We start from the raw sequence: 26,135 nt of genomic DNA, 5'->3' as shown, positions 1-26,135 counted from the left end.
GGCCCTCATTCCTGTGCGGCAGGTGGTGCGGGATTCGGTCGTGCACGGAACAAATTACGGGATCGAGGGTGCGCCGAACAGTCCGAGGCGGCGAGGGGTTACGCGCCAGGGGTGGTCCGTGCATCATTAGTCATGTCACTGAACAAATAAGGCTCGGGCGCCTCGAACGTCCTGGGCCCCACGGCACCGAAGGCGGCCAGACGATGACGGAACGCTTCACGCCCACCCCCGACGACCGGTTCACCTTCGGACTCTGGACGGTGGGCTGGCAGGGGCGAGACCCGTTCGGCGACGCGACCCGCGCACCCATCGATCCGGTGGAATCCGTGCGGCGCCTCGCGGAGCTGGGCGCGTACGGGGTGACCTTCCACGACGACGACCTGATTCCGTTCGGCTCGACGGAGACCGAGCGAGAGGGGATCGTGAAGCGGTTCCGGCAGGCGCTGGACGCGGCCGGGCTGGTCGTCCCCATGGCGACGACCAACCTCTTCACCCACCCGGTCTTCAAGGACGGCGCGTTCACCGCCAACGACCGTGACGTACGCCGTTACGCGCTGCGCAAGACCCTCCGCAACATCGACCTCGCCGTCGAGCTGGGCGCCACCACCTATGTGGCCTGGGGCGGCCGCGAGGGCTCCGAGTCCGGCGCCGCCAAGGACATCCGGGTCGCCCTGGACCGCATGAAGGAAGCCTTCGACCTGCTCGGCGACCATGTCACCGAGCAGGGCTACGACCTCCGGTTCGCCATCGAGCCCAAGCCGAACGAGCCGCGCGGCGACATCCTGCTGCCGACCATCGGCCACGCCCTCGCCTTCATCGAGCGCCTGGAACGCCCGGAGCTGGTCGGCGTCAACCCGGAGACCGGGCACGAGCAGATGGCCGGTCTGAACTTCCCGCACGGCATCGCGCAGGCGCTGTGGGCGGGCAAGCTCTTCCACATCGATCTGAACGGTCAGTCCGGCATCAAGTACGACCAGGACCTGCGCTTCGGGGCGGGCGATCTGCGCCAGGCGTTCTGGCTCGTCGACCTGCTGGAGACGGGTGGTTACGCGGGGCCGCGCCACTTCGACTTCAAGCCGCCGCGCACCGAGGACCTCGACGGCGTCTGGGCGTCGGCCGCGGGGTGCATGCGCAACTATCTGATCCTCAAGGAGCGCGCCGCCGCGTTCCGCGCCGACCCCGCCGTGCGGGAGGCGCTGCGCGCGTCCCGGCTCGACGAACTGGCCCGCCCCACCGCACAGGACGGCGTGGCCGGGCTGCTGGCCGACCGGTCGGCGTTCGAGGAGTTCGACGTGGACGCGGCGGCGGAACGGGGCATGGCGTTCGAGGCCCTGGACCAGCTGGCGATGGACCACCTGCTCGGGGTCCGCTGAACCCGGGGCGCATGCGCGTGCCACCCGGGCACGGGGGCCGTCGCGTGCGGCCCCTCGGCGTCACGGGACGCGCGACGGGGCGGCCGCGGGCCCGGCCGCCCCGGCCCGTTCACCCCGGTCCGCCGGTCGCACGGCCCGCGTACGCCACCGGGTCGGCCAGCACCTCCGTCAGCACCAGCGCCGCTGCGCCCCGTGCCGCGTCGCCCGCGACGGACGCGGCGCGCAGCCGCCCGCTCCCCGGGGACCAGAGCCCCGACACCACACGGCCGGTCAGCTCCGCGTCGGCGGGCGGCGACAGCCACGGCATCAGGTTCCGGTAGATACCGCCGAGCACCACCGCGTCCGGGTCGAGCAGATTCACCGCCCCGGACAGCACCCGCCCCAGCATCCGGCCGGCCTCCGCGACCGCGGCCACCGCCCGTTCGTCGCCCGCCCGGACACGCCGTTCCAGCTCGGCCACCCCGGCCCCGCCGCCGGACTCCTCGATCCCGGCGGCCCGTAGCAGCGCCGCCTGTCCCGCGTACTGCTCCAGACAGCCGCGCGAGCCGCACCGGCACTCCGGCCCCTCGGCGTCCACCACCACATGCCCGATCTCCCCGGCGAATCCGTGCGCCCCGCGCAGCAGTTCACCGTCGATGACCAGGGCACCGCCGACACCGATCTCGCCGGTGAGGTGGAGGAAGCTGCGGATCGCGTCGAGCCCGCCGAACCACAGCTCGGCCAGCGCCGCCAGATTGGCCTCGTTCTCCGCGCGCACCGGCAGTGCCGCACGGCCGGGACGCTCGGCGGCGAGCGCGGCGGCGAAGAGACCATCGGCCGGGACCCGGTTCCAGCCCAGGTTGGGCGCCTGGCGCACCGCCCCGCCGGAGACCAGTCCGGGCAGCGCGAGGGCCACCCCCACCGGGAACAGCTCCTGCTCGCGCGCCGACTCCAGGGTGCGCGCGGCGATCCCGGCCGCCCGCGCCAGTACCCGCGCGGGCGGTGCGCCACGGTTGTCGAGGTGCTCGGTGAGCCGCACCCGCCCGGTGCCCGCGAGGTCGACGACGCACACCGACACATAGTCGATGTTGACCTCCACGCCGAGTCCGGCGGGCCCGGTGCGGGCCACCTTGAGCGCGGTCCCGGGGCGGCCCGCCTGCCCGCTGAAGGTCTTGCCGGACTCGGTGAGGAATCCGAGGCCGAGCAACTGCTCGACGAGCGAGGACACCGCGGCCCGGGTCAGTCCCACCCGGGCGGCGACCGTGGCCCTGGTCGCCCCGCCCCCGGCCTCGTCGCGGACGGCCCGCAGCACGAGGCTGAGGTTGCTCCGGCGCACGGTGTCCTTGTCGGCCTTGGGCCCCAGCGGTGTGACGTTGCTCTTCATGTCGGAGCCGAGCCTATGCGATCCCTTGTGCGAGCCCGGCGGGCCGGACTCTCCGGGAGTGCCGGGCCGGGCGTGGGCGGTCCGTTCACGGGGAGGGGCCCCGCCGCGAACGGACCGCCGCCGAGACCGGCACGCGGCACTCAGGCCTTCGCGCCGCGTTCCTTCAACATGTCCGCCATGAGCGCGATCTCCGACTGCTGGCCCCGCACCATGCCCGCCGCCAGATTCCTGATCGCGTCCGTGTCCGCCGAGCCGGCCGCGGCCTGGGCCATCTCCGCCCCGGCCCGGTGGTGCGAGGTCATCAGCTTCAGGAACAGCACCTCGGCGGCCCTGCCCTTGGCCTCCCGCAGCGCGTCGAGCTCGGTGTCGGTCGCCATTCCGGGCATCAATGAACCGTCGCCCCTCGGCGTGAAGGCGTGCCCCATCCACTGCATCGGAGGGGCGTCCGAGGACTTCGCCCGGCCCCACGTCTCCAGCCAGCCGAGCATCATGCCGCGCTGATTGGCCTGGGTGTTGATGATGTCGTACGCGAGCCGGCGTACCGCCTCGTCGGACGTGCGGTCCCGGACGATGAACGACATCTCGACCGCCTGCTGATGGTGGATCGACATGTCGCGGGCGAATCCGACGTCGACCGAGGCGTCCGAGGGGGCGGCCGCGGGCGAGGCGGGACCCGCGGACGAGGAGGGCCGTACGAGCATGAGCGCGAGCAGGCCCACGGCCAGCAGCAGCACCGCGCCGCCGGCCAGTACCATCGGCCGCGAGGAGCGGACCGCGGACGTCACTGGGCCACCCCGCCCGTGCAGGCCGCGCCCGGCTCCGGGGTCTGCGGGCCCTGCACGTACTTGGTGAAGAACTGCCCGACCCGCGCGTCGGCGGCACCATCCACCGTCAGTTGCTTGCCCCAGGCGCTGAGCATCAGCGGGGCGGCCTGGTCCTCGACCGGGCTCATCAGGGAGTACGGCGTCGACTTGACGCGTTCACGGAGCTTGTCGAGGTCGGCCGGCTTCGCCTTGCTGGTGTACGTGACCCAGACCGCGCCGTGTTCGAGGGAGTGGACGGCGTTCTCCTTCGGTATCGCCTTGGTGTAGACGTCGGCGTTGCAGTTCATCCAGACCGGGTGGTGATCGCCGCCGACCGGCGGGTTCATCGGGTAGTCGACCTTCTTCTCGACGTGGTTCTGGGTGAGCTTGTCCCAGGTCCGCTCGCCCTTCACCGGCGAGGACTTGGCCTCGGCCTGTGCCTTCTCCTTGTCGTCGGCGGCGGACATGAGATAGCCGCCGCCCGCGACGAGCGCGGCGACCACGGCGACGGAGGCGGTGAGGGTGATGACGCGGCTGCGCCGCTCGCGGGCCCGCTCCTTGCGGCGGGCCTCCTCCAGCTTGGCGCGACGGGCGGAGGCAGGGGTGTTCTGCTGCTTGGCGGAAGCCATGGGGGAGTCCTTCGGTTCGATCAGGACGGATGGGGTCGAGGGCATGCGGAATCCGTCCCCCGGTGTGTTCCGGGGAACGGGTCCTGCCTCTAGATCCGTTGAACCTGCAGACGGAGATGGTCGACTTCCCGCACGGCGTCGTTGGACGGGCCGCGGATCGCGGCGGCGCCGGTGAGCGGGGCGACGTGGGCGGTGGCGGTCACGCCGGGGAGGGCCGCGGGCGCGCTCTGGCCCGGCAGCACGACCGGAGTCGCGTGCTCGGAGGTGCCGTGGCAGGAGCTGCCCAGGCCCCGGTCCTCGGGGGCATCGGCCACCACGATCCGCGCGAGCGCCTCATGGGTGGGCGTGATCGTCCGGACGACGGTCGTCGGGTGGGCGCCCGAGGCGTGCGCGGCCGGAGCCGTGATCGAACAGCACGAGACCATGGCGAGCAGGACGAAGAGCCAGCCGAGCACGGCCGACGCGCGGGTGCCCCGAGTGCACCGCCGCATCAGTCCGCTCAGCCCGTCCATCCCGTCATCCTACCGGTGTGTGAACTTTCAATGAGAGGTGGAGGGGGCACGAATGCCCCCTCGCGCGATCGTCCGTGCGAGAGGGCACCCGAGTGTGCGGCAACCGGCGGTCTACCGGGCCGACCCGGCCTCGGGCCGCGCCCCGGCCCCGTCCTCCTCCTGCCCGGCCCTCTCCTCCTTCGGCCCGAGTCGGCCGAACACGGCGGCGAGGACCACCGCGGCCAGCGCACCGGCCGCGACGCCGCTGCCGAAGATCGTGCGGGCCCACACCGGCAGGCCCGCGTACATCTCCGGGGCGAAGACCGGCAGCAGGCCGACGCAGAGCGCGAGCGCGACCACGATGCCGTTGGTGCCGTGACCGAGGTTCTCCCGGCTGAGCATGCCGAACCCCATCGTGGCGATCACCGCGTAGATGATCAGCCCCGCGGCGCCGACCACCGGCTCCGGAATGGCGGCGAGCAGCCGGGTGAGCGGCGTGATCAGACCGCACACGATCAGCAGCACCCCCGCCCCCGCCGTGACGAACCGGCTGCGCACCCGGGTCAACTGGACGATGCCGATGTTCTCGGCACTCGTCACCATCAGCGACGTACCGAAGACCCCGGCACCCAGCGACGCCACCGCGTCGGCCCGCGAGATCCGCGGGACGTCACGGGCGGCGTCCGGCGTCCGGCCCACGGCCTCGCTGTTGAGTACGGTCTGGCCGGTGGCCTCGGCGAGCGAGGCGAGCGCGAAGACCAGCAGCGGCACGGCGGCCAGCAGATCGAAGTGCGGGGTGCCATACGGGAACGGCTCGGGCAGCGCGAAGGTGCTGCCGTGCGCGAGATGGAACGCCGTACCGCTGACCGCGGCGACGACCGTGCCGCCGATCAGGCCGAAGAGCACCGACATCTGCCGCCACACACCGCGCAGGACGAGGAAGAACAGCGCGGTGATGCCGAGCGTCGCGAAGCCGAGCCCCGGCCCCGAGGCGATCATCGGCGCGGTGATCTTGATCATGTTGATGCCGATCAGGACCACCGTGGTGCCCATCACCAGTGGCGGGAAGAACCGCACCAGACGCCCGTACAGCGGCAGTACGAGAATCAGGAAGACCGCGGCGATCAGCACCGAACCGGAGGCGGTGGCCGGCCCGTGCTCCTTCGCCACCTGGAGGAAGATCGCCACCGCCGCGCCACCCGGCAGCATCAGGAACGGGAGGCGGGCGCCGATGCGCAGCGCCCTGATCCCCAGCGACTGGAGCAGTGCCCCGACACCGCACAGCACCAGCGTCGCGCTGAGCAGCGAAGCCGTCCGGGACGCCGACAGCGAGAGCGTGGTGCCGATCAGGATCACCGAGGAGACGGGGGCGGCGATCCCGGCGAGCAGATGCTGGAACGCCAGGGGCGCCAGCCGGGGGAGGGGGAGCCGCTCGTCGACCGGTGCGACGGACGCGACCGGTGCGACGGGGGCGGCGGTGTCGGGGACGGGGGAGGCCATGGTCCGGCTCAGCCCTTCGGGACGTCGAGCCAGGGGAGCTCCTGGGCCGAGTAGCGGTAGGAGCGGAACACGGCGTTGGGCTCCGACGGGAACAGCTTGCGCACTTCTTCTTCCTGGTAGCCGCCGAAGAACGGCACCACGTACTCCCAGCACAGATAGCCGTCCGCGGTCACCTCGAAGAGGCGGCCGGCGGGGGAGTCCGTCACGAGCGTGTTGCCGTTGGGCAGGCGCTGGGCGCTGCCCATGAACGGGGCGAAGAACGACTCGCGCGCCGGGTCGTGGTACTCCCACACAATGGTGCCACTCGCGCGCTCGATCTCGATGACGCGGCTGAACGGGACGTCCCAGCGCGGGCGGAAGACGCCGTTGTCGAAGACCAGGAAGTTGCCGTTCTCCAGCTCCGTCGGGCAGTGCTGCTGCGATACGGTGCCCGGCTCGCTGCGCCAGATGATCTCGCCGGTCGCACGGCTGATGACGACGACGGCCGAGACGGAGCGGAAGCTCGCCAGGATGTTGCCGTCGCTGGTCGGCAGCACGCTGTTGATCAGCGGGTAGTGCTCGCGCGAGTAGTCGGGGTGGAGCGGGAACGCCTCGCGGTCCAGGTGCTCGGAGACCTTCCACTCCCACACCGTGTTGCCCTCGGCGTCCACCTCCACGATGGTGTCCGCCCACACCGTGCCCCCGGGCTCCGAGCCGGGCACCCCGCCCCTGACCGCGGCGGCGGCCTCGCCGGTCAGCGGCTCCAGCGCGGAGTAGAGGAGACGGCCGTCGCCGTAGTGGTAGGCGTCGTGGTGCTGATAGCGGTCGCGGTGCTCGCGCACCACCGTGCCGTCCGGGGCGATCTCCTGCATGATCCCGCCGCGGTACTTGTGCCACATCGGGAAGAGAGCCGGCTCGTCCGGGAGGACACCGCTGTACGCCAGGTTGCCGTTGGGCAGGATGCGGGCGTGCCGGCCGGGGCGGTAGGGGAGGTTCCACTGGTGGACGACCGCACCGCGCAGGTCGATGAGGTACACCTCGCCGCCGCCGGTCAGCGGGGCGAACAGGGTGTACCCGCCGTAGCTGGCGTCCTCGTCCAGGGCCATGAGCCCCGTGCCGCGGCGTCGTCGCTGGTTCTGGTCCACGAGGGGCATGGATCGGTCCTCCCGGTTAACTTTTTTAGGTGGGACTTAAAAGGTTAACCGGCCCGGTAGGCTGCTCCCTGCCCCGCCGGTTGTGGTGTGCGGCACTCGGAACACGGAGTGAGTGAGATGAGCGAGGCGGACACCCCGCTGGTCGGCCCGGGTATTCGCCGACGGCGCCGGGCCCTGGAGATGACCCTCGCGGAGGTCGCGCGGCGGGCCGGGCTCTCCGTCCCCTTCCTCAGCCAGATCGAGAACGGCCGCTCCCGGCCGAGCATGGGCTCCCTCCAGCGGATCGCCGACGCGCTCGACACCAGCGCGGTCCAGCTGCTGTCCACGGCCGAGGCGCCGCGCCCCGTCGACGTGGTGCGCCGGACCTCCGCCGCCGTGCGCGAGACCGGAGCGGAGGGCGAGAGCGACGGCCGGATGCGCCCGCTGGTCCGGGGCCATCAACGGCTGCACGCCCTGGAGTTCACCGGCGCCCACGACTGGGGCCGGGAGTTCCGGCACCGCAACGACGAGATCCTGTACGTGGCCGACGGCTCGGCGGAGGTCGAGGCGGACGGCAACTTCTACCGCCTCGAACAGGGCGACACGCTCTACTGCGCGGGCGGCCTCGTCCACCGGTGGCGGCCCATCGAACCGGACACCCGGGTCCTCGTCGTCGGCATCGCCGACCACGTCCAGGCGACCGACGAGCAGGTGGGCTGACGGGTCGGCCGGCAGGCCGCCGTCCGGCGCGGCGGCGGCCCGAGGGGGTCCCGCCTCCCGTGCGATGATGCGGCCATGCCGTACCTGGTGCCGCCCCACATCCCGCCGGGCCGCCTCGCGGACTCCGCCCAGCCGGCCCTGTCCGTCGCCGACGACCTGCTGCTGCGGCCGTGGCGGCAGCAGGACGCGCCGACCGTCGTCGCCGCCTTCTCCGATCCGGCGATCCAGCACTGGCACCTGCGCCGGGCGGACGACGAGGACGAGGCACGCGAATGGATCGGGCAGTGGCAGGACGCCTGGTACGCCGAGACCGGAGCCCACTGGGCCGTCGTACGCCCCGGGTCGGCGGACGACCGTACCGGGGAGGTGCTGGGCCGGGTCTCGCTCCGCACCCTGATCCCGGAGATCGGTCAGGCGGAGTGCTCCTACTGGGTGCTGCCGGCCGCCCGCGGGCGGGGCGTGGCGCCCCGGGCCGTCTCGGCGCTCGCCCGCTGGGCCTTCGACGAGATCGGATTCGAGCGGCTCGAACTCGCGCACTCCGTGCGGAACGAGCCCTCCTGCCGGGTGGCGGCCAAGACGGGCTTCGCCCTGGAGGGCACCCGGCGCCACTCCCATCCGCACGCCGACGGCTGGCACGACATGCATCTCCACGCCAGGCTCCGCGGGGACGGTGCGAACGGCTGACCGCGGAGCGGCGGTGCCGTCCGGCCGTCCGGCAACCGCGGCGCTCAGTCCCGCTCGACGTCCACCTCGGTGAGCCGCGCGTACCGCCCGGGATCGGTGCGGCGGATGCGCAGCGCCACCACGATCCCGGCCACGAGCACCACCGGCAGCGGCACCAGCAGCGCCGCGTTGACCGCGCCCGTGCGCCCGGTGAGCAGATCGAAGTGGAGCGTCGCGAGCACCGACAGGACCGCTAGACCCACGAAGGCGATCAGCGGGGCGACCGCGACCCGCCAGACCGACATGCCGCACCGGTCGCGGCGGAAGAAGAAGCAGACGGCGAGCGCGGCCAGCGCCTGCATGATCATGATGCCGAGGACGCCGGTGCTGTTGGTCCACAGGAAGATCTCGGAGTACGGATCCGCGCCGATCAGCGCACCGCCCCCCACGATCACCAGACCGAAGACGGTCTGCGCGACGACCGCCGTCACCGGTGAGCCCTGCCGGGGCGACACCCGGCCCAGCCGGCGCGGCAGCAGACCCTCGCGGCCCAGGGCGTAGAGGTAGCGGGCCGCGGCGTTGTGGAAGGCGAGGGTGGCGGCGAACGCGCTGACCACGATCAGCACATGCATGGAGTCGGCGAGCCACGGACCGACGAACCGGTCGGCCGCGTGGAACGTGAGCTGCGGGCCGTCCGAGGACCGGGCCATCGACACCGACTCGTCCGTGCCGAAGCTGCCCATCAGGATCCACACCCCGACGGCGTAGAACAGCGCCAGGAAGCCGATGGCGACGAAGGTGGCGCGGGGCACCGTGCGTTCCGGGTCGCGTGCCTCCTCGGCGTAGATCGCGGTCGCCTCGAAGCCCGTGAACGCGCCGATGACCAGGACGAACATCCCCGCCATGCCACCGGAGGAGGCCAGCACCGACGGGTCGAAGGACGTGAGGTCCAGGGCGGCGGTACCCCGGTCCGCCAGCACCCCGACGTCCATCACCAGCAGCACCAGGACCTCCAGGACCAGCGCCACCCCCAGCACCTTCGCGCTCAGGGTGACCCGCAGCCAGCCCAGTACCCCGGTGCCCAGCACGCAGAGGGTCGACAGCGGCCACCAGGGCAGTTCCGCACCGGTGAGATCGCTCAGGGTCGTCGAGGCGAAGTAGCCGAACCCGGCGGCGACCCCGGGGGCGACCAGGTTGTACGAGAGCGTCGCCAGATAGGCCGTGGCGACGCCGAGGGTACGGCCGAGTCCCCGGGCGACGTACGCGTAGAAGGCTCCGGCGTTGCGCACATAGCGGCTCATCGCGGTGAACCCGGCGGCGAACAGCACCAGCAGCGCACCGGAGACCAGATACCCGAGCGGGGTGCCCGGACCTCCGATGCCGATGGCGAACGGCGCGACACCGGCCAGCACGGTCAGCGGCGCGGCCGCCGCCACGACGAAGAAGACCAGATCGAAGGTGCCGATCTGCCCCTTGGCGAGGCTCCCCGCCGGGCCGCCGGACGGCGGGGCGGCATCCGGGAGGCCGGAGGACGTCGGGGAGGAGGGGGAGGCGGGCGGCGGGACGGCCGTCGAGGGTTGGGTCATCGGTGGTTCCTCAGGTGCGAACGGGCGGCTGGACGCCGAAGCCGATGCCTGCCCAGGCATGGGTCGGCGGAAAAGACCAGTTCAGAGCGGCCCGATTGGGCACGGCGCTCAAGCTATCTGGTATACCGAATACCAAGCAAGGGTCTACGGGAGCTTTCCGGAATCTGCGATGATCGCGGCACGGGAGCCGGAAGAGACCGGCTCCGACGGGCAGGAAGCGAGTCCATGAGCAGCAGCCGAACCGCCGGTCTCACCGCCACCGGCACGATCGGTGCGGCACATCAGTCGCTGCGCGACCAGGTCTATGGGGAACTGCGCGAGCGGATCATCGACGGCCGCTACCCCTCCGGGTACCGCGTCGTCGAACGGGAGCTGGCGGACGAGCTGGGGGTGTCCCGCATCCCCGTGCGGGAGGCCATCCAGCGGCTGGAGACCGAGGGGTTCATCGCCGCCCAGGCGCGCAAGGGTGCCTTCGTCGCCCCGCTCGGCCCGGACGAGGCCGCCGACTTCTTCGACATCCGGGAGCATCTGGAAGCCCTGGCCGCCTCGCTGGCCGCCCGGCGGGCCGACCGGGACGGCCTGCGCACCCTGGAGCGGCTCCTGGACCGGGCCCGTCGCGTCGCGGACTCCTCCCGCCGGACCCGGGAACTGGGCTCGGTCCATGCCGACTTCCACCAGCAGATCGTCGTCATGTCCGGCAATCCGCTGCTCCAGGGCTTGATGGCACCGCTCGACGGCCGGCTGCGCCGGCTCTTCAGCCTCACCTCCGAGCCGGGCGACGGCCCCGTGATGTGCGGCGAACACGAACTGCTCTACGAGGCGATCAGGAGCGGCGACGCGGACGCGGCGGAGCGGATCGCCCGCGGCCATGTGGCCGGAACGCGCGCGACCGCCCTGCAGATGCTCGCCGAGGCCGAGACCGCCGAGGCCGCCGAACCGGCCGCTCCCGGCCCTCGCCGCAGGCCCTGACCACGACGCACACCGCGTGCACGACCCGGCGCACGACCACCGCGTGCACGACCCGGCGCACGACCACCGCGCGCACGACTCGGCGCACCCCGCCGCGCAGCCCCGAAGGAGATCCCGCACCATGGCGACGCCCGTCACCGCCTCCCCCCATGTCCTGTTCACCGCCGTCCGCTCCGCCGACGGGCGCACCCGTGACCTGCTGGTCTCCGACGGCCGGATCGCCGCGTACGACCCGGCACGGCTGCCCGACGGCTGTGCGACCGTGGACGCCGCGGGCGCCCTCGCCCTGCCCTCGCCCGTCGACGCGCACATCCACCCCGACAAGACGACCTGGGGCGGCCCCTGGCTGAGCCGGGAACCCGCCGGGACGCTCCGTGACCTGATCGAGGGCGATGTACGGGCCAGGACGGCCTTCACCGGTCCGGTGGAGGAGCGGGTCGGGGCGCTCATGGACCGGGCCATCGCCCGCGGCACCCGCGCCATGCGGGCCCATGTGGACGTCGCCCCCGTCCACGGCCTCTCCGGGGTGCGCGGTGCGCGGGCGGCGGCCGACGCGCGCAAGGACCTCATCGACGTCCAGATCGTCGCCTTCCCGCAGCTCGGCCTCTTGAGCGAGCCCGGCACCGCCGAACTCATGGAGCAGGCCCTGTCCGAGGGGGCCGACGTCGTCGGCGGTCTCGACCCGATCGGCATCGACGGCGACATGGCGGGCCAGCTGGACTTCGTGTTCGGGCTGGCCGTCCGCAAGGGCGTACCGATCGACATCCATCTGCACGACGGCGGCTCCGACGGCCTGCGCCAGGTCACCGAGATCGCCCGGCGCACCGTCGCCGCCGGGATGCAGGGACGGGTCACCCTCGGCCACGCCTTCGCGGTGGCGGAGCTCGGAGGCGCTGAGGGCGACGCCGTCGCGGCGCGGCTGGCCGACGCCGGGGTCTCCCTGGTCACCTGCGCCCTGGGCGCCGACCCCGTGCTGGACCCCGCGCGGCTCACCCCGCACGGTGTGCGGCTCGCCGTCGGCTCGGACGGGGTGCGCGATGCCTGGACGCCGTTCGGTGACGGCGACATGCTCGCCCGCGCCCATCTGCTCGCCTACCGCACGGATGCCCGTACCGATGCCGAACTCGCCGCCTGCTACGAGGCGGTGGCCCAGGGCGGCGCCGCCCTGCTCGGTCTGCCCGCCTCCCGGCTGGAGGCCGGGGACCCGGCCGACTTCGTCCTGGTGGACGCCGCCTCGCTGCCCGAGGCCGTGGTGGACCGCCCGGTTCCGGCCCTGGTCGTGCGCGGCGGCCGGGTCATCGCCCGCGCGGGCCGGCTGGTCTGAGACGTACGGGCCCGTCAGCCGCGGTCGAGCGCGCGATCGGTGAGGGAGCCCGCGCATCCGGTGTACCGGGCGGGGTCGGTCAGTTCGCCCAGGTCGAGACCGGCGAGTTCGGGTTCCTCGTCCAGCACGTCGGCGAGGACGTCGGCCAGGTCCGTGGTCTCCGCACGGGCCCGGTCGGCGGCGCTCACCAGCACCTCCCCGGCGCGCTTGCGGCCGATCCGTTCGGCGAACACGGCGGCCAGTCGCTCCGAGACGATCAGCCCGTCGGTGAGCTGGAGGTTCTCCCGCATGGCGTACGGGACGACGCGCAGGGTGCCGGTGAGTCCGGCGGCGCGGTGCGCGGCCCCGCCGACGAGCCGCAGCAGTTCGCGCAGCGGCTCCCACTCGGCGTGCCAGGCCCCGGCCGGCCGCTCGTCCTCGGCGACGAGCGAGCCGTACAGCGTCGCCGCCAGACCGGGGGCGCGGCGGGCGGCCGCCGCGATCAGTGTCGCCTGCACCGGATCGGTCCGGTGTGTCACGGCGGCGGTACCGTCGCCCTGCCCCTCGGTGACCTCGCCGATCTCGGTACGGGACAGGCTGAGCACATCGGCCGCCAGCTTGCCGAGCGCGCCCGCCGTGAAGGCGAGCGCGCCCGCCAGGTCGGCGACCGGGGTGCGCAGGGTGTGCCATGGCAACAGCGGTTCGGCGAGGCCGAGTTCGCTCGCGAACGCCTGGATCAGGGGCAGCCCGGGATCGATCCCGTCGACGTCCTCGATGGGCGCGTACGCCTCGAAGGCGGCCAGCGTCCCCGCCGCGCCGCCGAGTTGTACGGGCAGTGACTCCCGTACGGCCGATAGCCGGTCCCGGGCGTCGAGGATCAGCGCCCGCCATCCCGCCGCCTTGAGCCCGAAGGTGGTCGGCACGGCGTGCTGGGTGAGCGTCCGGCCGGCCATCGGGGTGTTGCGGTGCGCGGCGGCGAGCCGCGCCACCGCGTCGGCGGTCCGCGCCAGATCGTCGAGCAGCGGGGCCAGGGTCCGCACGGCGACGAGCATGGCGGCCGTGTCGAGGATGTCCTGGCTGGTCGCGCCCCGGTGCACATACGGCCGGACGTCCGGCTCCACCGCGGCGGCGAGGTCCATGGCCAGTGGGACGACCGGATCGCCGTCCGCGCGCGCCCGCAGCGCCAGGTCCCGTACGTCGAACCGGCCCGCGTCGGCCGCCGCCGAGGTGACCGCCCGCCCCGCCTCCGCGGGGGCGAGCCCGCAGCCGGACTGGGCGCGGGTGAGTGCCGCCTCGGCGTCGAGCATCGCCCGCAGGAAGGCGCTGTCGCCGGTGGCCGTCTCGGCGGGGGAGCCGGCCCGGCCGGGGGCGAGAAGTCCGGCGTCGCTCTCGTACATCGGCTGAACTCCAGGAGACCCTAGCCCTTGCCGCCCGGCCGGTGGATGCCGAACACCGCGCCCTGCGGGTCCCGTACGACCGCGATCCGCGGTCCGTCCGGGATGTCCGTCGGCGGCATCAGCAGCTCGCCGCCCGCTCCCTGCGCCGTGGCGGCCGTCGCGTCGACATCCGTCACGGAGAAGTACGGCAGCCAGTTCGGCCGCGCCTCCGGCGGGAACCCGTCGTCCATGACCAGCATCCCGCCGAAGTCCTCACCGGCCACGCCCCACCGGGTGTACCGCTCCGATGCGGCGTCCACCGTCCATCCGAGGACCGCGGGATAGAAAGCGAGGGCCGGGTCGGCCTCACGGGTGACGAGCTCGACCCAGCCGAGCGCGCCGGGGTCGTTCAGCCGCTCGGCTCCGCCGAAGGCGCGTCCCTGCCACAGCGAGAACACCGCGCCGGACGGATCGGCGACGACCGCGAACCTGCCCTGGTCGAACACGTCCATCGGGCCGATCAGGAGCGAACCGCCCGCCGATTTCACCCGCTCGACCGTGGCATCCGTGTCCTCGGTGGCGAATGAGACCGTCCAGGCGGGCGGCCGGCCCGGCTGATAGACCGGGCTGAGCGCGGCCACCCGCGCGTCGCCGAGGCGCGCCATCGTGTAGCCGCCCGCCTCCTCGCGCGGATCGGTCTCGGAGCGCCAGCCGAACAGCGCCGCGTAGAACGACTTGGCGGCCGGGATGTCGGGGGTGCTCAGCTCGATCCAGCAGGGGCCGCTGGGCACCGGTTCGGTGAGCTTCATTCGGGTTCCTCCGTGGCTGCGTGGGCGCGGGGGACGGGTGCCTGTGCCCGGCACCTGTCCGTCCCCGCGCACTCGCACGCTATGACCTCGCGCAGGGGGCGGCCATCGGGAGAAAGTATTTTACGGGTGTAATACCTGTTAAGGTATGTGGGTGAGTGATACAACTACCTGGTCCCGGCAGCCCTCCGTCCGCAGACTCCCGCTGGCGGCCCCGCTCCGTCTGGCCCGGCCCTCGGACATGTGGTTCAAACCGGCGCTGAGCGTGGTCGTCGCCACCGCCGTACCGGATCTGGTGCTGCTCGCCGTCGGCCGCCTCGACCTCGTGATGTACACGATGGCCGGTTCGCTCTGCGCGCTGTACGGCCACAACCTGCCGTACGCCCGTCGCGCCAGGGCCGTCGCCGGAGTCGTCGTCGCCATGGTCATCGGACTGGCGACCGCCCTGGTCGCGGCCTCGCTCACCGGGTCGACCGCCGTGCTGATCGCGGTGGGGGCGCTGCTCGCGGCGGCGCAGAAGGCCCTCTGCGACGCCACCCGCATCGGCCCGCCCGGACCGGTGATCTTCACCTTCGTCACCTCCGCCGCGCTCTTCGCCCCCCAGCGTCTCGATCAGGTGCCGGGCCATCTCGCGCTGACCCTGGCGGCGGGCGCCGTCGCCTGGCTGGTCACGGCCGGCCCCGCGCTCGTCCGCCGGGAGGGCCCGGAGCGCCGGGCGACGGCCCGCGCCCTCGACGCAGCCGCGGCGTACCTCGCCGATCCCGGCCACCGCACCCGGCACGCCGCGGCCGCCGCCGTGCACGGGGCCTGGCAGACCCTGCTCGCCGCCGGGCGCCCCACACCCGTACGCCGGGCGCTGGAACGGCTGGTCGTCCACGCCGAAGCGGCCCTCGCCGCGGGCGGCCCCGACGCCCCGTCGCCCGTCGCCGTGCCCGCCTCCGACCGGCTCCGCGCCTGGGCCCGGCAGACCCGCGCCCGCGGCCCCGTCCCCACACCGCCGCCCGCCCCGGGCACCTCCGAGGAACTGTTCGGCGTCGACGCCGAACGGGCCGCCCGGCGCGGCGGCAGCCGCCGCGACTCCCGCCGCGCGCTGCTGCGCTCCCTCGCCCCGGGCTCCCCGCTGCTGCCCATCGGCGCCCGCGCGCTCATCGGCTGCGCCCTGGCCGGATACCTCTCCCAGGCGGCCGGTGTCGGCCGCCCCTACTGGGCGATCGTCACCGCCGCCTCCCTCTACCAGGCGAATGTGACGCTGTCCTGGAACCGGGCCCTCCAGCGCACCCTCGGCAATCTGCTCGGCGTCCTCGTCTTCGCCGCCGTCCTCCCCGTCAGCCGCACCGGACCGCTGGCCCTCATCGGCTTCTGCCTCTTCTTCGGCTTCGCGGCCGAGGCCCTGATCACCCGCAACTACTGGCTCGGCTCCGTCGCCGTCACCCCGATGGCCCTGCTGGTCCTGGAATTCGGCGGCACCCACCCGGCCGGTGAACTCATCGGCGACCGGGTCCTGGACACCGTCATCGGGGCCGCGGCGGGCCTGTTGGCCGCCATGCTGGTGACCAACCGGCGGGCCGGCGGGCGCCTGGAGAAGGCGCTGGCCGCCACCGACCTGGCCCGCGCCCACGCCGTACACGCGCTGGCCGCCCCGCAGACCACGCCCGCCGCGCTCGACGCCGCCCGCCGCCGGCTGACCGGATCGCTCGTCGAACTGCGCGAGGCCGACGACACCGCGGCGGGCGAATGGTGGCAGCGCGCCCTGCCCCGGGAGCAGGTGCTCGCCGCCGAGCAGGCCGGACACCGTACGCTCGCCGCGACAGCAACACGGCGGGGGTCGATCGCCCGCGCCCCGGAGAACGGAGCGGTGTGACCGACGACATCGTCGCCTCGGTGGTACGGCAGTGGCAGGCCGTCAACCCGGAGCTGGACACCGGACCGATGGAACTCATCGGCCGCATCAACCGCTGCGCGGCCCTGCTCCAGCAGGCGGAGGACGCCCCGCTGCGCGCCGCCGGACTGACCCGCGCCGAGTTCGACCTGCTCGGTGCCGTACGCCGCACCGACCGCGAACTCACCCCCGGCGAACTGGCCAGGGAGACCTTCTCGTCCGGCGCCGCCGTCACCAAACGCCTGCGGGTCCTTCAGGAGCGCGGTCTGGTCGACCGCCGGGGCGACGACCGCGACCGCCGCGTCAACCACGTCCGCCTCACCGAGGAGGGGCGCGAGCTGGTGGACATGCTGCTGCCCCGGCAGCTCGCCTACGAACGCTCGGTGCTCTCCGGTCTCGACGAGCAGTCCCGTACCCGGCTCAGCGCCCAGCTCAGTGAGTTGCTGGTGCAGCTGGAGGGGCGCATCGGGGGAGCCCGGCGCTGAACCGGGGGGCGGCCGCGGGACCCGTGCCGACGGCGCCGGGAAGAAAAATGCCGCGCGGCCGCCGGAGCACCGCTGCTAGCGTCCACCGCATGAAACGCGCTGTCATGACGACGACGCCGGAGAGTGTCCCGGCGCGCTGACAGCTGTGCAGTGAGAAGCCCCGGGGCGAGTGCCCCGGGGCTTCGTGTCGTCCTGCGGTCACCCGCCCGGTGACCACGAGGAGACCGCCATGCACGACCACCGCAAGCTCGGCCGCGAGCTGGGCCTGTTCGACACCGACCCGCTGATCGGCGCGGGACTGCCCTACTGGCTGCCCGACGGCGCCGTCGTCCGTCACACCCTGGAGGAGTACATCCGCACCGCCGAACGACGGGCCGGCTACCGTCACGTGTACTCGCCGGTGCTCGGCAAGCGGGAGCTGTACGAGATCTCCGGGCACTGGTCGCACTACAGCGACGACATGTTCCCGCCGATGGAGCTGGGCGGGGAACAGGTCGTGCTGCGGCCCAGCCTGTGCCCGCACCACGCGGTCATCTACCGCTCCCGCTCGCACAGTTACCGCGAACTGCCGCTGCGCCTGGCTGAACTGGGCGGGATGTACCGCTCCGAACTCTCCGGAGTGCTCGGCGGACTGACCCGGGTGCGGTCCATCCAGCTGAACGACGCGCACATCTTCTGCACCCCGGACCAGGTGGCCGAGGAGGCGCGGGCCGCCCTGGAGCTGATCGGCGACGCGTACCGGGCGCTGGGCATCGGCGCGGCCCGTTACCGGCTCTCCCTTCCGGGCCCGGGAGGCAAGTACGTCGACGACCCCGGGATGTGGCGGAAGTCCACCGCCCTGCTGACCGACGTCCTCGACCGCTCGGGAGTGCCCTACGAGGCGGCCGAGGGCGAGGCCGCGTTCTACGGTCCCAAGATCGATGTCCAGGTGGCCGACGGCGCGGGCCGGGAGTCCACCCTGTCCACCGTCCAGATCGACTTCCACCAGCCGGTCCGGTTCGATCTGCGCTACATCGGCGCCGACGGGGCGAAACACCGGCCGGTCATGGTCCACCGCAGCATCATCGGCAGCGTGGAGCGGGCCGTCGCCCATCTGATCGAGGTGCACGGCGGGGCCCTCCCCGCCTGGCTCGCCCCCGTCCAGCTGGCGGTCCTCCCGGTCTCCGGCGCCGAACTGCCGGACGCCGAGGCGCTCGCCCGGCAATGCGCCGGCCTGGGACTGCGGGCGGAGATCGCCGGTCCGGAACGCGGCACCCTGGGCGCCCGCATCCGGGAGGCCCGCCTGGTCCCCTGTCAGGCGGTCATCGGGGCCAGGGAAGCGGCCGAGGGGCAGGTGGCCCTGCGTCTGCGCGACGGCGCCCGGCTCGAACCGCGGCCCGTGGACCGGGTCCTGGCGGAGATCGCCGCCCTGGTGGCGGCGCACAGCATCGAACTCCGGGCGTAGGGGCGTAGGGGCGCCGGAAGCGGCGGCGGGCCGTCCGGGAACGGCGGTCCGCTGCCGCTTCCCGCGCGGCCGGTCCCGTTCAGACCGTGCCCAGCAGGGCGGCGGACAGGTGGAGTTCCTCGGCGCGGCGGACGAGGGACGCCTCGTCGCCGCGGTCGGCGGGGGCCGAGGCCATCAGGGCGAGCCGGTCGCGCCAGCTCGATCCGGCCAGCGGCACCGCCACGGTGTGCATCCCCCGGACCGACTCCCCGCGGCTGAGCGCGTATCCGCAGGACCGGATCCCGTCCAGCTCGGCGAGGAGCGCGGAGCGCGAGGTGATGGTCTCCGGCGTGGCCGCGGGCAGCTCCTCCCGCGGGTAGAGGGCGCAGACCTGCTCCGTCGTCATCCGGGCGAGCAGCATCTTGCCGCCCGATGTGGCATGGGCGGGCCGCGTCCCGCCCACCTCCGGCATCACCCGCACCGGATGCGAGGACGCGCGGCCGTCGGTGACGATGATCCGGTCGCCCATCAGCGCCGCGCTCTGCACCGTCTCGCCGGTGCGCAGCAGCGCGTCCTCCAGCACCGCCCCCAGCCGTTCGCGGAGGTCCGTGCCGAATCCCGCCGGGCGGCCGAGCCGCACCAGCTCCGGACCGGCCGAGTAGCCGCGGCCGGAGAAGTCGCGGATCGCGAAGCCGCGTCCCTCCAGGGTGCTCAGTACTCGGTGTGCGGTGGACCGGCCCACGGCGAGCAGCTCGGCGGCCTCGGAGACGGTGAGCGTGTCATGGGTGAGGAAGAGCCGCATCAGCCGGAGCCCGGTGTCCAGCGATTCGATGGTGTAGCCCCGATTCGGCGCCATGGTGTGTCCGTTCCCCTTCGGTTCCGGTGCGTTCCGTGCTGCGTGTGCTGCCGGTGCCGGCCGTACCGCTCGTCAGTTCGGTGACCGCGAGGTCCACCCCACCCGGAGTCATGAATGTGCTCCTTTCGATCCAGTTCGATCGCATGTGCGTATGTCCCGCTCTGTGGGACGGTCGGTGTGAGGTGTTCGGAGCGAACCGAATCGGTGATCTCCACCCTCACCGTACGTGCTCAACAGGGCGGTCGGGCCCGCAGGTTGGAAGTCGTCCCATCCTCCGGTACGAACGCCCCCATTCCTCGCTGAATCCCATCGGCTGTCACTCCCTGTGTGCGTGCGACGGCGGTGCGTGCAAAAACTCGTGAGTGTATTACTGCTGGGGCGCTCGCGCAGGGGGTTGGGTGAATGTGCCGAAGCACTGATTCGATCTGACTAAGCTCACGCGCAGTGAAGTCGAGTTGATATGAATTCGAGCGCTTGTACACGACTGTCCTGCAAGCGTGCATACCTCCCGAATCAACCGCCAGAGGTCTTAGATGGTTCGTGTTGAATCACCGCCGATCGACCGAGAAGTCCCTGTCGCTCGTGCTGTGTTGCTGCCCGTGCTCCTGATGGGCGGCGCCACCGCCGCCGCGGTGGCACTGGCTTCCGCGGCCGCGCGCATACCGGTCGTGTGGTGCGGCGCCGTGGCCACCGTCGTGGTCGTCGCCCTGAGCGTCCAACTCGCTCGCCGGGCCCGCGACCTGCGGTCCCAGCGCGCGGTGTACGAACGGCGCTTCGCCGATCTGGAGCGGCGCATCGCCACCCACGACGACGAGACCGTGCGCCTCAGCAAGGAGCTCCTGCCGGCCGCGATCCACCGGCTGCGGGTGGGCAATTCGCCCGAAGAGGTGCTCCGTGACGTCGTCGACGCGGACGAGCTGTACCGCGATCTGCCCGACGCCCAGCGCACCCTCGTCTACACGGTGCTGAACATCATCGACAACGAGGAGGCGATGCGCGACTCCGCGCAGCGCGCCTTCGTCAACGTCGCCCGGCGGGTCCAGGCGATCGTCCACCGCCAGGCGAGCGAGCTGCGGGAGATGGAGGAGCACCACGGGCGCAACCCCGACGTCTTCGACGACCTGCTCCGCATCGACCACGGCACCGCGCTGATCGGCCGTCTCGCGGACTCCATCGCGGTACTCGGCGGCGCCCGGCCCAGCCGCCAGTGGCCCAAGCCCGTACCGCTGTTCAGCGTGTTGCGCGGCGCCATGTCACGGATCCTGGAGTACCCCCGCGTCGATCTGCACTCGATCGCCAAGGTCGCCATCATCGGCACCGCCGTCGAGCCGCTCATCCACGCCTGCGCCGAACTCCTCGACAACGCCACCCGCTACTCGCCCCCGCAGACCCGGGTGCACGTCACGGCCGTCGAGGTGCAGACCGGCATCGCCATCGAGATCGAGGACGGCGGCGTCTCGCTCAGCGAGGAGGCCCGCTCGCGGGCCGAGAACATGCTCGCCAGGGCCCAGGCCGGCTCCAACATGAACGACCTCGGCGAGTCCCCGCGGCTCGGCATGGCCGTCGTCGGCAGGCTCGCGCGGATGTACGACCTCCAGGTCTCGCTGCGGCAGTCCGCGTACGGCGGTGTCCGTGCCGTGCTCATCGTGCCCCGCGCCATGATCACCACCGGACCCGCTCCCGGTATCGCCCACGGCATCGGCGCCACGTCGAGGCCCACCAGCGACATCGACCAGGAGGCCATGAAGCACGTCGTGCCCGCCCGCCGCAAGCCCCGTACCCCGGTGGCCCAACGACCCGCCACCGGACCGGTCGCACCCGTCGCCCGGCCGGTCGTTCCCGCGGCCGCCCTGGAGGACGACATCCCCGTGGTGACCGAGTGGACCGCGGGCGGGCTCCCGCAACGCCGCAGCCGCGGCCGGGCGCCCCTGGGTTCGCACAACCTCCCGGCCCAGCCCGTCGACCCCACCGCGGGCCAGCGCAACGGCTACGCGAACGGCCATACCAACGGCCAGGCCAACGGTCACGGCCCCGGCGGTCCCGGTGGCAAGGAACAGCCCCCCGGACTCTGGCTGGAGGCCTTCACCAACGCCGTCAACGGTGTGCCGCAGGACCCGACGACCGACGAAGACTCTGACGATGCGTGGGACAAGGGAGACCTGAAGTGATCCAGCAGCGGGGAAACATGGACTGGATGCTCAAGGAACTGGCCGACGACGTACCGGACATCCACCAGATCGTGGTGCTCTCCGCCGACGGTCTGCGCATCGCCCGGCACGGCGGCGACCCCGATGTCGCCGACCGCCTCGCGGCGGCCTGCGCCGGACTGCAGAGCCTGGCCGCCGCCGTCGCCTCGGAGATCCCGTACAGCGACGGGCTGATGCGGCTCGTCGTCATCGAAGTCACCGGCGGGTTCTTCTACCTGATGGCCGCCGGAACCGGCGCGTACCTCGCGGTCCTCGCCGGGGAGACGGTCGACGCGGGACTGGTCGGATCGCGGATGCGTGACATGGTCGTCAGGATCGGCGCCCATCTGACGAGTCCGCCGCGCCACGACGGGCAGCCCGGATGAATTCTCCCCGAAGAGAACGCCGAAAGGCCGATCCGGCACTGAGTGACCCGGAACGGCTGTACGTGATCACCGGCGATCCCGACGGCAGCGAGCGGGCACACCTCGATCTGGTCACGATGATCGTCGCGCAGGCACAGCCGACGCCGACGGTCCAGCCCGAGCAGGCCGTGATCCTGCGGCTCTGCCAAGCACCGTTATCCGTCGCGGAGATCTCGGCGTACCTCGGTCTGCCCTTCAGCGTGGTGACCTCGCTCCTCACCGAGCTCCTCGCTGCCGAACTCATCGAATCGCGCGCACCCATCGTCCGCGCCACCCTCCCGGACAGGTCCCTTCTCGAAGCGGTGATGCATGGACTTCAGAAGCTCTGACACGATCACCGGCCCCCGGAGCGAGGACGTCCTTCCCACCACGGCGACAGCCGCGGTGAAGGTCGTGATCGTCGGCGGGTTCGGGGTCGGCAAGACGACCATGGTCGGTTCCGTCAGCGAGATCCGGCCGCTGACCACCGAAGAGACCATGACCCAGGCCGGGGTCGGCGTGGACGACAACTTCGGGGTGGAGAGCAAGACCGCCACCACCGTCGCCATGGACTTCGGCCGGATCTCCATCAGTGAGGAGCTGATCCTCTATCTGTTCGGCACCCCGGGCCAGGAACGGTTCTGGTTCCTCTGGAACGGTCTGTTCGAAGGTGCCCTCGGCGCGGTGGTCCTCATCGACACCCGACGGCTCGAAGTCAGCTTCGACGTCATCGGCAGGCTGGAGGAGCGCGGCGTACCGTTCGTCGTCGCCATCAACACCTTCCCCGACGCCCCGAAACACCCCGTCGAGGCGCTGCGGAGTGCCCTGGACCTGCCCGAAGAGGTCCCGATGATCGACTGCGACGCGCGACTGCGCGGCTCCAGCCGCGATGTGCTGATGACCCTGATGCGCTATCTGCACAGCCTGTCCCTCCCGCTCGCCTGACCGCAGTACCCATCCCCCCGCGCGCATCCCCACCCGTCCGGTTCTTGGAAACCTGATCCCTGGAGCGATCGTGACAACCCCATTCCACTACGAGCCCGGAGCGGCCACGGGGCCGGTCCCGCCCCCCGAATGCCCGGCCCACGGCCTCGGCATCGGCCCCGGCGGACTGCGCCGGTTCTACGGCCCGGAGGCCGAACGGGACCCCCACGGGCTGTACGACAAGCTGCGCGCCGAACACGGCAGCGTGGCCCCCGTGCTGCTCCACGGGGACGTGCCCGCCTGGCTGGTCCTCGGACACAGCGAGAACCTGCACGTGACCCGTACGCCCTCGCAGTTCTCCCGCGACTCCCGCCGGTGGCGGGCCCTCCAGGACGGCAGCGTCGCCCCGGACCACCCGCTGGCCCCGATCTTCACCTGGCAGCCGATGTGTGTGTTCGCCGACGGCGCCACGCACGAGCGCCTGCGCGGCGCGGTCACCGACAGCATGGCCCGCATCGACACCCGCGGCGTCCGCCGCCACGTCAACCGCTACAGCAACCGGCTCGTCAACGAGTTCTGCCAGCAGGGCCGTGCCGACCTGGTCGGCCAGTTCGCCGAGCGGCTGCCGATGATGGTGACGTGCGCGATCATCGGCATGCCCGAGGAGTACAACGACCGGATGGTCCAGGCCGCCCGCGACATGACGCGGGGCACGGCGACCGCGGTCGCGAGCAACGCCTATGTGCTCGACGCGCTGACCCGGCTCGTCCAGCGCCGCCGCCGCGAACCCGCGGACGACTTCGCCACCTGGCTCGTCGAGCACCCCGCCGGGCTGAACGACCAGGAGGTCAGCGAGCACCTCCGGCTGATCCTGATCGCCTCCTACGAGGCGACCGCCAACCTGATCGCCAACGTCCTGCGCATGGTGCTCACCGACCCGCGATTCCGGGCCAGGCTCAGCGGCGGACACATGACGGTGCCCGAAGCGGTCGAGCAGACGCTGTGGGACGAGCCGCCGTTCACCGCGGTCTTCGGCCGCTGGGCCGTCGGGGACACCGAGCTCGGCGGTCAGCAGATCAAGGAGGGCGACGCCTTGATCGTCGGCATCGCACCGGCCAACACCGATCCGGTGGTCCGGCCCGATCTCAGTGCCGACATGGCGGGCAACCGCGCCCACCTCGCGTTCAGCGGCGGCCCCCACGAGTGCCCCGGACAGGACATCGGACGGGCCATCGCGGATGTCGGCGTCGACGCCCTGCTGATGCGACTGCCCGACCTCGAACTCGCCGTCGAGGAGAGCGAGCTGAGCTGGGTCGGGAACATCATGGGCCGGCACCTGGTGGAGCTTCCGGCGGACTTCGCGGCCCGCCCGCCGCAGGACGACAAGGAACCGCCGTCCATGGGAAGGCCCAACCCGCAGCGCCAGGACTGGGAGGTGCAGTCGACCGTCCGGCACACCGCCCCCACGCCCGGCCGTGCCCCCGCCCCGGCCGCCGCGAGCACAGCGGCCACCGCCACGGCCGTCGACGAGTCCAGGAGCGCGGTGACCGAACCGTCCTTCGGTGAATCCGGGGGCACGGGCGCCGAACCGTCCGCCGTCGGCCGGATCCCGCAGCAGCGCGGCGGCGAATCCGCACCGGCGCGGCTGTGGCGGGCCGTTTCGCGGTGGTGGGGCGGCAGCTGACCCGACCCGCTCCCCGGAGCGCGGGCCCGACCGGCTTCCGGCCCGGCGGCCTCGGACCCCCGGGTCCGCGGCCGCCGGGCCGGACGGCGTCCTCGGGCGAGGGGCCCGGTGGTGTTCTTGGGCGTGGGGCCCGGTGGTGTCCTCGGGCGTACGGTGCGAGCCGCCGCCCGGGGCGTTCGGCCCTGGCGCGGGCCGGTCCCCGTACCATGCGGAAGCGTGAAGCTGACAATTCTGGGCGGCGGCGGATTCCGGGTTCCTCTCGTGTACGGGGCGCTGCTCGCCGATCACGCCGAAGGCCGCGTATCGGCGGTCACCCTCTACGACACCGACGCGGACCGGCTCACGGCGGTGGCCCGGGTGCTCGGCGAACAGGCCGCCGGCGTCCCGGACGCGCCCACCGTCACCGCCACCACCTCACTCGACGAAGCACTGCGCGGCGCCGACTTCGTCTTCTCCGCGATCCGCGTCGGCGGCCTCGAAGGCCGGGCGGCCGACGAGCGGGTGGCCCTCGACGAAGGCGTACTCGGCCAGGAGACGGTCGGCGCGGGCGGCATCGCGTACGGGCTGCGCACCGTGCCCGTCGCCGTCGACCTCGCACAGCGCATCGCCCGGCTCGCCCCCGACGCCTGGGTCATCAACTTCACCAACCCGGCCGGTCTGGTCACCGAGGCCATGTCCCGCCACCTGGGCGACCGGGTCATCGGCATCTGCGACTCCCCGGTGGGCCTCGGGCGCCGCATCGCCCGGGTGCTCGGCGCCGACCCCGACCGGGCCCGGATCGACTACGTCGGGCTCAACCATCTGGGCTGGGTCCGCGGGCTCCACGTCGACGGCCGGGACGAACTCCCGCGGCTCCTCGCGGACCCGGAACTCCTCGGGTCCTTCGAGGAGGGCCGGCTCTTCGGCGCCGACTGGCTGCGGTCGCTGGGCGCCATCCCCAACGAGTACCTGCACTACTACTACTTCAACCGCGAGGCGGTACGCGCCTACCAGGATGCCGAGCAGACCCGGGGCGCCTTCCTCCGCACGCAGCAGGAGGGCTTCTACGCCCGGATGAAGGACCCCGCCACGCCCGCCCTGGCAGCCTGGGACCATACGCGCGCCGAGCGCGAAGCCACCTACATGTCGGAGAACAGGGAGGTCGCCGGGGTCGGCGAGCGGGAGGAGAGCGATCTGGAGTCCGGCGGCTACGAGCAGGTGGCGCTTGCCCTCATGCGGGCCGTCGCCCGTAACGAACGGACCTCGCTCATCCTCAACGTCCGTAACCGCACCACGCTTTCGGTGCTGGACGAGGACGCCGTCATCGAGGTGCCGTGCCTGGTCGACGCCAACGGTGCCCATCCCGTCGCCGTCGACCCGCTTCCGTACCACGCAGTCGGGCTGGTGACGGCGGTCAAGGCGGTCGAGCGCGCGGTACTGGACGCGGCGGCGAGCGGCTCGCGCGCCGCCGCCGTGAAGGCCTTCGCGCTGCACCCGCTGGTCGACTCGGTGGCCGTGGCCGGACGCCTCGTCGACGGATACATCGAGGTCCACCCCGGCCTCGCCTATCTGAACCGGCCGTAGAGGCGCTGGAGGCCCTGGCGGTTCCGGAAGTCTCAGC

Annotated in this window: 24 protein-coding genes; 14 read left to right on the top strand and 10 right to left on the bottom strand. The window is 72.6% G+C overall.

The window, feature by feature from the left end:
• The first annotated feature begins 203 nt into the window (after positions 1-203).
• Positions 204-1,373 carry a xylose isomerase gene (xylA, locus tag GA0115234_RS39150; RefSeq protein ID WP_093551327.1) on the top strand — a complete coding sequence of 390 codons (1,170 nt, stop codon included), beginning with the start codon at positions 204-206 and terminating at the stop codon, positions 1,371-1,373.
• A 109-nt stretch (positions 1,374-1,482) separates the two neighbouring features.
• Here the strand turns inward: xylA and GA0115234_RS39145 are convergent, their stop codons facing one another.
• The 6 genes from GA0115234_RS39145 to GA0115234_RS39120 all read right to left on the bottom strand — a co-directional run bounded on the left by GA0115234_RS39145 (position 1,483) and on the right by GA0115234_RS39120 (position 7,292).
• Positions 1,483-2,736, bottom strand: a complete 1,254-nt coding sequence (locus tag GA0115234_RS39145) for an ROK family protein (RefSeq protein WP_093551326.1) — start codon at positions 2,734-2,736, stop codon at positions 1,483-1,485.
• A 140-nt stretch (positions 2,737-2,876) separates the two neighbouring features.
• Positions 2,877-3,521 carry a DUF305 domain-containing protein gene (locus GA0115234_RS39140; RefSeq protein ID WP_093551324.1) on the bottom strand — a complete coding sequence of 215 codons (645 nt, stop codon included), beginning with the start codon at positions 3,519-3,521 and terminating at the stop codon, positions 2,877-2,879.
• Entirely contained in the window at positions 3,518-4,168 is a 651-nt protein-coding gene (locus GA0115234_RS39135; protein ID WP_093551561.1) for a DUF3105 domain-containing protein, read from the bottom strand. The genes GA0115234_RS39140 and GA0115234_RS39135 overlap by 4 nt, the downstream gene beginning before the upstream one ends.
• A gap of 89 nt (positions 4,169-4,257) precedes the next feature.
• Positions 4,258-4,680, bottom strand: a complete 423-nt coding sequence (locus GA0115234_RS39130; protein WP_093551322.1) for a hypothetical protein — start codon at positions 4,678-4,680, stop codon at positions 4,258-4,260.
• Between the two features lie 111 nt (positions 4,681-4,791).
• The gene (locus GA0115234_RS39125) at positions 4,792-6,159 is read right to left on the bottom strand and encodes a uracil-xanthine permease family protein (RefSeq protein WP_093551320.1); all 1,368 of its coding nucleotides are present in this window, start codon (positions 6,157-6,159) and stop codon (positions 4,792-4,794) included.
• Positions 6,160-6,167: 8 nt separating this feature from the next.
• A complete protein-coding gene (locus tag GA0115234_RS39120) occupies positions 6,168-7,292 on the bottom strand; it encodes an aryl-sulfate sulfotransferase (RefSeq protein ID WP_093551318.1) in 1,125 nt (374 codons plus the stop codon).
• Positions 7,293-7,409: 117 nt separating this feature from the next.
• Here GA0115234_RS39120 and GA0115234_RS39115 point away from each other — a divergent pair, with 117 nt between their 5' ends.
• Together GA0115234_RS39115 and GA0115234_RS39110 are read left to right on the top strand one after the other, a co-directional pair.
• Positions 7,410-7,991: a helix-turn-helix domain-containing protein gene (locus GA0115234_RS39115; RefSeq protein WP_093551316.1), complete on the top strand. Its 582-nt coding sequence runs from the start codon at positions 7,410-7,412 to the stop codon at positions 7,989-7,991.
• Positions 7,992-8,066: 75 nt separating this feature from the next.
• Positions 8,067-8,675 carry a GNAT family N-acetyltransferase gene (locus GA0115234_RS39110; RefSeq protein WP_093551314.1) on the top strand — a complete coding sequence of 203 codons (609 nt, stop codon included), beginning with the start codon at positions 8,067-8,069 and terminating at the stop codon, positions 8,673-8,675.
• Positions 8,676-8,719: 44 nt separating this feature from the next.
• Here the strand turns inward: GA0115234_RS39110 and GA0115234_RS39105 are convergent, their stop codons facing one another.
• Entirely contained in the window at positions 8,720-10,240 is a 1,521-nt protein-coding gene (locus GA0115234_RS39105; RefSeq protein WP_093551312.1) for an APC family permease, read from the bottom strand.
• Between the two features lie 225 nt (positions 10,241-10,465).
• Here GA0115234_RS39105 and GA0115234_RS44150 point away from each other — a divergent pair, with 225 nt between their 5' ends.
• A complete protein-coding gene (locus GA0115234_RS44150; protein ID WP_093551310.1) occupies positions 10,466-11,209 on the top strand; it encodes a GntR family transcriptional regulator in 744 nt (247 codons plus the stop codon).
• A gap of 121 nt (positions 11,210-11,330) precedes the next feature.
• The gene (locus GA0115234_RS39095; protein ID WP_093551307.1) at positions 11,331-12,533 is read left to right on the top strand and encodes an amidohydrolase; all 1,203 of its coding nucleotides are present in this window, start codon (positions 11,331-11,333) and stop codon (positions 12,531-12,533) included.
• Positions 12,534-12,547: 14 nt separating this feature from the next.
• On the opposite strand, the gene pcaB is transcribed toward GA0115234_RS39095, so the two are convergent.
• Both pcaB and GA0115234_RS39085 read right to left on the bottom strand, forming a co-directional pair.
• Positions 12,548-13,909 carry a 3-carboxy-cis,cis-muconate cycloisomerase gene (gene pcaB, locus GA0115234_RS39090; RefSeq protein ID WP_093551305.1) on the bottom strand — a complete coding sequence of 454 codons (1,362 nt, stop codon included), beginning with the start codon at positions 13,907-13,909 and terminating at the stop codon, positions 12,548-12,550.
• Positions 13,910-13,929: 20 nt separating this feature from the next.
• Positions 13,930-14,697 (bottom strand): VOC family protein, encoded by a 768-nt coding sequence (locus GA0115234_RS39085; RefSeq protein WP_093551303.1) that lies wholly within the window; start codon positions 14,695-14,697, stop codon positions 13,930-13,932.
• A gap of 238 nt (positions 14,698-14,935) precedes the next feature.
• Here GA0115234_RS39085 and GA0115234_RS39080 point away from each other — a divergent pair, with 238 nt between their 5' ends.
• The 3 genes from GA0115234_RS39080 (at position 14,936) to thrS (ending at position 18,502) form a co-directional block, all read left to right on the top strand.
• Positions 14,936-16,555: an FUSC family protein gene (locus GA0115234_RS39080; RefSeq protein WP_370804760.1), complete on the top strand. Its 1,620-nt coding sequence runs from the start codon at positions 14,936-14,938 to the stop codon at positions 16,553-16,555.
• Positions 16,552-17,058: a MarR family winged helix-turn-helix transcriptional regulator gene (locus GA0115234_RS39075; RefSeq protein ID WP_093551299.1), complete on the top strand. Its 507-nt coding sequence runs from the start codon at positions 16,552-16,554 to the stop codon at positions 17,056-17,058. Before GA0115234_RS39080 ends, GA0115234_RS39075 begins: the two co-directional genes overlap by 4 nt.
• A gap of 169 nt (positions 17,059-17,227) precedes the next feature.
• On the top strand, positions 17,228-18,502 hold the full coding sequence (gene thrS, locus GA0115234_RS39070; protein ID WP_370804750.1) for a threonine--tRNA ligase: 1,275 nt from the start codon (positions 17,228-17,230) through the stop codon (positions 18,500-18,502).
• A gap of 79 nt (positions 18,503-18,581) precedes the next feature.
• Here thrS and GA0115234_RS39065 read toward each other — a convergent pair whose 3' ends face one another.
• Positions 18,582-19,337: an IclR family transcriptional regulator gene (locus GA0115234_RS39065; protein WP_093551295.1), complete on the bottom strand. Its 756-nt coding sequence runs from the start codon at positions 19,335-19,337 to the stop codon at positions 18,582-18,584.
• A 533-nt stretch (positions 19,338-19,870) separates the two neighbouring features.
• Here GA0115234_RS39065 and GA0115234_RS39060 point away from each other — a divergent pair.
• The 6 genes from GA0115234_RS39060 (at position 19,871) to GA0115234_RS39035 (ending at position 26,098) form a co-directional block, all read left to right on the top strand.
• The gene (locus tag GA0115234_RS39060; RefSeq protein ID WP_093551293.1) at positions 19,871-21,505 is read left to right on the top strand and encodes a sensor histidine kinase; all 1,635 of its coding nucleotides are present in this window, start codon (positions 19,871-19,873) and stop codon (positions 21,503-21,505) included.
• Complete coding sequence (locus GA0115234_RS39055) at positions 21,502-21,909, top strand: roadblock/LC7 domain-containing protein (RefSeq protein ID WP_093551291.1); 408 nt, start codon at positions 21,502-21,504, stop codon at positions 21,907-21,909. Before GA0115234_RS39060 ends, GA0115234_RS39055 begins: the two co-directional genes overlap by 4 nt.
• Positions 21,906-22,277, top strand: a complete 372-nt coding sequence (locus tag GA0115234_RS39050; protein WP_093551289.1) for a DUF742 domain-containing protein — start codon at positions 21,906-21,908, stop codon at positions 22,275-22,277. The genes GA0115234_RS39055 and GA0115234_RS39050 overlap by 4 nt, the downstream gene beginning before the upstream one ends.
• A complete protein-coding gene (locus GA0115234_RS39045) occupies positions 22,258-22,872 on the top strand; it encodes a GTP-binding protein (RefSeq protein ID WP_093551287.1) in 615 nt (204 codons plus the stop codon). The genes GA0115234_RS39050 and GA0115234_RS39045 overlap by 20 nt, the downstream gene beginning before the upstream one ends.
• A gap of 70 nt (positions 22,873-22,942) precedes the next feature.
• Positions 22,943-24,535 carry a cytochrome P450 gene (locus GA0115234_RS39040; RefSeq protein ID WP_093551285.1) on the top strand — a complete coding sequence of 531 codons (1,593 nt, stop codon included), beginning with the start codon at positions 22,943-22,945 and terminating at the stop codon, positions 24,533-24,535.
• A gap of 216 nt (positions 24,536-24,751) precedes the next feature.
• Positions 24,752-26,098, top strand: a complete 1,347-nt coding sequence (locus GA0115234_RS39035; protein WP_093551283.1) for a 6-phospho-beta-glucosidase — start codon at positions 24,752-24,754, stop codon at positions 26,096-26,098.
• The last annotated feature ends 37 nt before the right edge of the window (positions 26,099-26,135 follow it).

The sequence above is a fragment of the Streptomyces sp. DvalAA-43 genome (genome assembly GCF_900091725.1).
GTDB classification, from domain to species: domain Bacteria; phylum Actinomycetota; class Actinomycetes; order Streptomycetales; family Streptomycetaceae; genus Streptomyces; species Streptomyces pulveraceus.
The sequence above is the reverse complement of the archived record's forward strand: the minus strand, read 5'-3'. Positions and strand labels throughout refer to the sequence as shown.

Coding starts and splice junctions, on each gene's coding strand:
- xylA (WP_093551327.1), top strand. CDS start 204: ATGACGGAACGCTTCACGCCCACCCCCGACGACCGGTTCACCTTCGGA.
- GA0115234_RS39145 (WP_093551326.1), bottom strand. CDS start 2,736: ATGAAGAGCAACGTCACACCGCTGGGGCCCAAGGCCGACAAGGACACC.
- GA0115234_RS39135 (WP_093551561.1), bottom strand. CDS start 4,168: ATGGCTTCCGCCAAGCAGCAGAACACCCCTGCCTCCGCCCGTCGCGCC.
- GA0115234_RS39130 (WP_093551322.1), bottom strand. CDS start 4,680: ATGGACGGGCTGAGCGGACTGATGCGGCGGTGCACTCGGGGCACCCGC.
- GA0115234_RS39125 (WP_093551320.1), bottom strand. CDS start 6,159: ATGGCCTCCCCCGTCCCCGACACCGCCGCCCCCGTCGCACCGGTCGCG.
- GA0115234_RS39120 (WP_093551318.1), bottom strand. CDS start 7,292: ATGCCCCTCGTGGACCAGAACCAGCGACGACGCCGCGGCACGGGGCTC.
- GA0115234_RS39115 (WP_093551316.1), top strand. CDS start 7,410: ATGAGCGAGGCGGACACCCCGCTGGTCGGCCCGGGTATTCGCCGACGG.
- GA0115234_RS39110 (WP_093551314.1), top strand. CDS start 8,067: ATGCCGTACCTGGTGCCGCCCCACATCCCGCCGGGCCGCCTCGCGGAC.
- GA0115234_RS39105 (WP_093551312.1), bottom strand. CDS start 10,240: ATGACCCAACCCTCGACGGCCGTCCCGCCGCCCGCCTCCCCCTCCTCC.
- GA0115234_RS44150 (WP_093551310.1), top strand. CDS start 10,466: ATGAGCAGCAGCCGAACCGCCGGTCTCACCGCCACCGGCACGATCGGT.
- GA0115234_RS39095 (WP_093551307.1), top strand. CDS start 11,331: ATGGCGACGCCCGTCACCGCCTCCCCCCATGTCCTGTTCACCGCCGTC.
- pcaB (WP_093551305.1), bottom strand. CDS start 13,909: ATGTACGAGAGCGACGCCGGACTTCTCGCCCCCGGCCGGGCCGGCTCC.
- GA0115234_RS39085 (WP_093551303.1), bottom strand. CDS start 14,697: ATGAAGCTCACCGAACCGGTGCCCAGCGGCCCCTGCTGGATCGAGCTG.
- GA0115234_RS39080 (WP_370804760.1), top strand. CDS start 14,936: ATGTGGTTCAAACCGGCGCTGAGCGTGGTCGTCGCCACCGCCGTACCG.
- GA0115234_RS39065 (WP_093551295.1), bottom strand. CDS start 19,337: ATGGCGCCGAATCGGGGCTACACCATCGAATCGCTGGACACCGGGCTC.
- GA0115234_RS39060 (WP_093551293.1), top strand. CDS start 19,871: ATGGTTCGTGTTGAATCACCGCCGATCGACCGAGAAGTCCCTGTCGCT.
- GA0115234_RS39050 (WP_093551289.1), top strand. CDS start 21,906: ATGAATTCTCCCCGAAGAGAACGCCGAAAGGCCGATCCGGCACTGAGT.
- GA0115234_RS39045 (WP_093551287.1), top strand. CDS start 22,258: ATGGACTTCAGAAGCTCTGACACGATCACCGGCCCCCGGAGCGAGGAC.